Origin of the sequence: Microbacterium sp. K41 (assembly GCF_004794395.1) — a bacterium.
In the GTDB taxonomy this organism is placed as follows: domain Bacteria; phylum Actinomycetota; class Actinomycetes; order Actinomycetales; family Microbacteriaceae; genus Microbacterium; species Microbacterium sufflavum.
Genome location: NZ_SSDO01000027.1, coordinates 1 through 6,118 on the forward strand (window position 1 = coordinate 1; position 6,118 = coordinate 6,118).

The window sequence follows — 6,118 nt, forward strand, 5'->3', positions numbered from 1 at the left end:
CTCTTCCGATCTCGGCGCGCGCGAGGACGGTACTCGCCGCCGCACCGACGAACCGCCGCCGCACCGACGTCGGCCGGAGTGCGCGTGAGCGGTCAGCGGCGAAGGCGAACACGGTGTCGTGCAGGCGTACCCGCCCGTCATGCCGCTCCACCAGGTGACGCGCGCGCAGTCGTTCCAGCCGGGCGGCCGCCCCCGCGCCCGCCGCCGTGAGCAGCAGGGTCTCATCGACCTCACGGTCCAGCAGCGCCAGGTCGGCGAGCAGGTCGGCCTCGTGCCCGGGAAGGGAGCGCGTCGCGGCCTCCAGGACCGGACGCATCCGTACGTCCCGCGGCTCATGCTCGAACCGCGTGGCCAGATCCGCGAACGACCACCCTTCGTGTTCCCGCACGATGCCGGCCAGCATCGCGAGGTCGAGGGGAAGCCCGCCCGCGACCGCCACGATCCGGTCGAGCGCCGCCGCATCCATCCCCTCGGCCGGGGCCTGCCGTCCCCGGCCCGTGAGAAGCGCCACGAGAAGGCGGCGGGCGTCGTCGTCCGCCAGGGGTTCGAGCCGGATCCGCGAGACCGCGATGCTCCGGGCCCGCAATCGCTGCTCCAGGTCGACCTGATCCACCCGTGAGGTCACGATGAACCGCACGCCGGGGACCAGGAGGGCGCCGAGCCGTCGGGGATCCACGGCGTCTTCCAGGATCACGGTCGTCGAGCCGGCCGCTGCCTGCAGCTGCGCACGCAACCGCGTCAGCTCGTACGGCAGGGAGCGCGACCCCAGCGCGGCGAGCATCCGCCGCAGCACGTCGACCGGATCGGCGATCGGGCGGTCGGGCTCCGATTCGCGCAGCTGCACCGTGAGCGCGGGGGCTGCGCCGGCCAGCGCCGACGCGAACGTGCTCTTGCCCACGCCGGGGAGTCCCGTGACGAGCGTGATGTCGGCGCGCGGCAGCTCCGTGAGCAGGCGTTCGCGACCGATCTCCGCGCCCGCGGTCTCCCGCGGGGCCACGACCACCTCCACGTGCACGCCCGAGCGGTCGCCGTTGAGGGTTCGCGCCAGGGAACGCCATCGATCGGCTTCGGCGTGGTCGGCCCCGAGCGCCTGCACGATGTCGCCCACCAGTGCCTCGTCGACGCGTCGCCGCCCGGGGCGGAAGCAGTCGTACACCGTCACCTTCGCCGGCTCGCTCCCGCGCACGGCACCGATGCGGCGGGCGATCTCCGCATACGACGGCGCTCCGGCGGCGGACCGCAGACGCCCGAGCCCGACGCTCAGCTCGTCGAGGGTCCGCGGGTCGGGCATGTCACGAGCCTAGGGCAGGACCCCATCGAGGCCGCGGGTCGTTCGGGGTCGTTCGGGCACGGACGCCACACGGCGGCGTCTGCCTAGGCTCCCCGGTGGAGCGGCCGTGCGGCCGGAGAAGGAGAGACCATGACCACGCGTGCCGAGATCGCGGCGAAGCTCGACGACTTCGCCTTCCAGAAGGTGAACTTCGGCGGATTCCTGATGAACAAGCGCGCCAAGAACTCGCACGCGCTGTGGATGCGCGCGTCCGACAAGGGCGTGACCGAGCTGACGCTTCTCACCTCCCGCGACTACGGCGAGGGCAACGTGTACGACGTCGCCGCGTTCACCCTCGACGGCACCGTGCCCGAGCAGACGCTCGCCGAGCTCCGCCCGCAGGCCGATCGGCTGGCCGACAGCATCAACCTGCGCGAGCACGGCTACGTCTACACCTGCCTCGAGCCGTGGGACGGCGGTGGCGCGATCTGGATCTCGAAGAAGCCCGAGTTCCGGGCGCTGAGCCGGGCCCAGGAGGGGGTGTACGTCGTGCCGATCCAGCGGCTGAGCGGCCTCGGCGAACCCCGGTGGCTCGCGTGGGTGCGCGAGGGCGGGCAGCTGCACATCGCCATCGTCTACAAGCCGTGAGCCGGTGAGGCGAGAGCCCGGAGGGATGGGGGCGGGCGCATCGGGGGGTGCGCCCGTCCTGGCCCTCCTCGCCGGACTGTCCGCCGCCTATCTGGGTGTGGCAGCCGTCCTCGCGCTGTACGTGCTGCCCGTCGGCTTCGGCCTCACGGCGCTGCCGCTGGTGCTCGCACAGGCCGGGGTGATCCTCGGCGGGGGTGCGCTCGTCGCCGTCGCGGCCGTGCGGATCCTGGCGCACCGTCGCCGACGGGAGCGTCTGATCGCCACGGCGCGCGCCCTCGGCTGGGACTACCGCGCTGACGTGGGCGACCGCCTCTGGGGCGGGTCTGTCGACGAGCAGATCGAGCGAGGAAACCGCACCGCGACGGATCTGATCGACGCCAGGGAGAGCGCCGTGCCGTTCGACTCGGTCGAGCGGACGTTCGTCGTAGGCGACGGCGAGGGCTCCACCCTGCACACGGTCCGCGCGGTCCGGATCCCCCTGCCCAGCGAAGCCCCGCGACTGACCCTGCGCTCTCGGCGTGGAGGCGGCGCCCTCAGCGTGCTGCCGCAGCGGGCGCGGCGGGGATCCGTGCTGACGCTGGAGGGCGACTTCAGCGACGTGTTCGAGGTGTCTGTGCCCGCGGGCTACGAGACCGATGCCCTCTACGTGCTCACGCCGGACCTCATGGCGGTGCTCCTGGACGAGAGCCCCCACCTCGATCTGGAGATCGTCGACAGCACGCTGCACGTCTACTTCCCCGCGCGCGATCTCACCCAACCCGCCGAGCTGTCCCGGTTCCTCACGACGATCGCGGTGCTGCACGATCGCTTCGGCCGCCGCACGTTCCTCTACCGCGACGACGCGGCCCCCGCGATCGACGCCGCGACCTACCGCCGCGCCGGCGACCGTCTCTCGGCCGCGGCGCGCGGCGTGGAGACGCGCACCCGGTGGTGGCCGGTGGTCGCGGCCGTGCTCACGCCGCTCGTGCCGCTGCTGATCGCCGCCCTCTGGACGTCCCTCGCCGGTTGACCTTGCGGGAGGTCTCGGGACCGCCGAGGAGGCGACGGATCGCGGTCTCGGGGGTCACGTCGAGGTCGAGGGTGCGTCCGCGCGCGTACTGCCGGAACACGCGCGGGTCGATGTAGCTGTTGCGTGCCACGGCGGTCGTGTTCCCGAGCGCGGTCGCGGCGGCCTGCACGGCCAGCCGCTCGGCCTGCGCGCGCTGACCCTTGCGGTCGAGCGCCCCGATGCGGGCGAGGGCGTCGGCGGCGATGATCGTGCCGTGCAGTGTGCGGAAGTCCTTCGCCGTGAAGCTCGCCCCCAACACGTCCTTGAGGTACGCGTTCACCTCCGCGGGCGTGATCTTCACACGCCTCCTCCCTTTGCGGTACGCGAGCAGGAACGCATTCGAGGCTCCCGCCGCGAAGTCCGTGAGCGCCTCCGCGAGGGCCTCGTCGGTGATCTCGATCGAGGCGGTGCGACCGCTCTTGGCAGGGAACGACAGTGCCACGTCGCGGCCGTCGAGGCGCACGTCGCGGCGCCTCAGCGTGGTCAGTCCACGGCTGCCGTGACGCGCGAGGTACCGCTCGGATCCGATGCGCAGGGCGGCGTCGTCGAGCAGTCGGAACGCGATCGCGAGGGCCCTGTCCTTGGTCTGCCCCTCTTCGCGCAGCGCCCTGGTCACCTGCGCCCTCGCGCTCGGGAGCGCGGAGGCCAGATCGAGGGCGCGCACGAACTTCCGGCGGTCGCGGGAGACGCGCCACAGCGGGTGGTAGAGGTACTGCTTACGGTCGGCCTGGTCGATGCCGACGGCCTGGATATGCGCGAGCGGGTCGGCCGCGATCCACACGTCGCGCCACGCGGGCGGGATGACCAGGTCGTTGATGCGCTCCCGGTCGGCCTCGGGCGCCGGTGCGCCGGTCGGGTCGACGTAGCGGAACCCGGAGCCGGACCGCTGTCGATGGAACCCCGGGTCGACGCCCGGCACCACCCTGATCAGCCGCGCCATCCCTGCTCCTCCCGCCGTCGTCGTTCCGGTCCCCTGAAGCCTGCCTCGGGCGCGACCGGATGAAAAGGGAGTGGCGCGTCACCCGGCCGAGGTGCTATCCGCTTGCGGATCCTTCGCGAAGACGGAGCGCATGTGGTCGCTGGTGAGGAAGTCGGCGATGCCGATCATGATGAGGCTGAACACGATCTGCTCGGTCACCATCCACACCGGGTACAGCCCGGGGATAGCGGCCATGACGAGCGTGATGACCGGGAAGATCTGCGCGAAGAGGCGCAGGCGCTGGTAGGCCCAGCGCCAACCACGACGGGCCCGCCAGGCGAAGTAGAACAGGGTCGCCGTCATCGCCAGCACGATGAGCGTGCGCATCCACACGGCGAACGGCACCCTCTCGCCGTCGACGGCGAGGATCAGCGCGACGACGACGGCGCCGACCCCGAGCACCAGTTCCGCGACCAGCAGCCAGAGGATCCAGGTGAAGGCGCGCACGGTCTTCGGATGCGTGCGTCCGGCCTCGCTGATCGCGACGCCGGCCTGCCGCCCGCCGGCGATCCGATCGAGGCGGAGGAAGAGCGATTCGAGTGCCATGCTCCGGAGCCTAGACCGCGGCCTCGCCCGCGACCTCCTCCGTTCGATGGAGGGGGACGCCGTTCGCCTCCGAAGGCACCACGCGCTCGAGCACGAGAGCCAGCACGCCCACCGCCAGACTTCCGGCCACCATCACGCCGATGAACCAGCCCTGCGCCCCCGCGCCGAGCAGCAGACCGGCCACCAACGGCCCGGTGATCGCTCCACCCTGGAACGCCGCCGAGTTGATCGCGTTGTAGCGGCCCCGGGTGCGGTCGGTGGCGAGGTCGTTGTAGATCGCGGGCACCGTCGGCTGCAGCATCGTCTCCCCGAATGCGAACACCCCCATGAACGCGATCACCCCGATCGCGGCCGCGAGCGAGTCGGGCAGCAGCCCCGCAGCTCCGAGCGCGACCCAGGACAGGGCCCAGATGAGCGCCATCACCTGCATCACCCGCGTGCGACGCTTGCCGGAGATCAGCCGGAGCACCGCGAACTGCAGCAGCACGATCACCGCGGTGTTCACGGCGAAGGAGATGCCGACCACCTGTGTCGACACCTCTGCCACCTGTCGCGCGAACGCCGGGAAGCCGGCCTCCAGCTGTCCGTAGCCGATGAAGACGGAGAGGAAGGTGAGCAGCGTCAGCCACAGCACCGCGGGCCGGCGCACGATCTCGCGGTAGCCACCCGCCGTCTCGTCGGCCGGGCCGTGGTCGGGCTGCGTGCGCACACGTCGCAGCGGCCCGAGGAGCAGCGCGAGCGGGATGAGACTGGTCGCCGCGTCGATGAGGAAGATCGTGGTGAAGGTCGCGGAATCGTCGACGTTCACGAAGAACCCGCCGACGATGCCGCCGACGCCGATGCCCAGGTTCACGAGCGCGAAGTTCACGCCGAAGTACTGCTGGCGGAGCTCACCCTCGACCACCGAGGCGATCAGGGCGTTGAACCCCGGCCAGGAGACGCCGAAGTTCACGCCGATCAGCACCACGGCCACGGTGGCCACGGCAGGGTGCGTCGCGTACGCCAGGAGCGTGCACCCCGCGATCATCGCCAGCAGTCCCGTGATCAGCACGCGGCGGGCACCGAAGCGGTCGATGAGCGTGCCTCCCGGACCGGTCACGACGAGCCCGGTGATGGCGATCAGGCTCATCAGCGCGCCCGAGAGCCCCAGGTCGAACCCGCGGACCTCGTGCAGGTAGATGATCGTGAACGGCAACGTCATGCCCCGCCCGAGCGTCTGGATGGCGACGGTGGACAGCAGCCAGCGCCCCTCGGTGGGCAGCGCTTTCCAGAAGGAGCTCATTCCGATCACCTCGGTAGTGTTCCAGGGTCTTCCGACATCGGCCGCGCGGCCTGCCGATCCGGCGCCGAACCGATATTCTGCGACCATGCCGCTGTCATACGAGGAGTTCCGATCGTCCCTGCTGAGCGACGAGGGGCTGCAGGCCCTCGGCCTCCCGCTGACCGCCGCCGAGGCCCAGCGGGTGCAGGCCGACGACCAGGCGAGCCGCAGCTGGTACGACTACTGGCTCACCGTCAGCGGCCAGGCCACGCCGCCCGCCGCGACCGTCGCCGCGACGATGCCCCTGGGCGGCCACGACCTCCCCACCTCCGCACCGACCGCGTACCCCGCGGCGTACGGCGCGAC

Annotated in this window: 7 protein-coding genes; 3 read left to right on the top strand and 4 right to left on the bottom strand. The window is 71.7% G+C overall.

All coding sequences use genetic code 11. The features are described 5' to 3' along the window. Nucleotides 1–1,291: hypothetical protein (locus DW309_RS00320; RefSeq protein ID WP_205812563.1), on the bottom strand; the 1,291-nt coding region annotated here is incomplete at its 3' end. A 129-nt stretch (nt 1,292–1,420) separates the two neighbouring features. Here DW309_RS00320 and DW309_RS00325 point away from each other — a divergent pair. After that, nucleotides 1,421–1,918: a hypothetical protein gene (locus DW309_RS00325; RefSeq protein WP_136044191.1), complete on the top strand. Its 498-nt coding sequence runs from the start codon at nt 1,421–1,423 to the stop codon at nt 1,916–1,918. Nucleotides 1,919–1,943: 25 nt separating this feature from the next. After that, complete coding sequence (locus DW309_RS00330; RefSeq protein WP_136044192.1) at nt 1,944–2,927, top strand: hypothetical protein; 984 nt, start codon at nt 1,944–1,946, stop codon at nt 2,925–2,927. Here DW309_RS00330 and DW309_RS00335 read toward each other — a convergent pair. From DW309_RS00335 to DW309_RS00345, 3 genes are all read right to left on the bottom strand, one after another. After that, nucleotides 2,872–3,906, bottom strand: a complete 1,035-nt coding sequence (locus DW309_RS00335) for a DNA topoisomerase IB (RefSeq protein ID WP_136044193.1) — start codon at nt 3,904–3,906, stop codon at nt 2,872–2,874. The genes DW309_RS00330 and DW309_RS00335 overlap by 56 nt on opposite strands. Nucleotides 3,907–3,984: 78 nt before the next feature. Then, a complete protein-coding gene (locus DW309_RS00340; protein WP_136034899.1) occupies nt 3,985–4,491 on the bottom strand; it encodes a hypothetical protein in 507 nt (168 codons plus the stop codon). A 10-nt stretch (nt 4,492–4,501) separates the two neighbouring features. Continuing rightward, on the bottom strand, nt 4,502–5,773 hold the full coding sequence (locus DW309_RS00345) for an MFS transporter (protein WP_240753068.1): 1,272 nt from the start codon (nt 5,771–5,773) through the stop codon (nt 4,502–4,504). A gap of 85 nt (nt 5,774–5,858) precedes the next feature. On the opposite strand from DW309_RS00345, the gene DW309_RS00350 reads away from it, so the two are divergent. Then, nucleotides 5,859–6,118 (top strand): hypothetical protein (locus tag DW309_RS00350; RefSeq protein WP_136044195.1); only part of this gene is annotated, 260 nt, incomplete at its 3' end.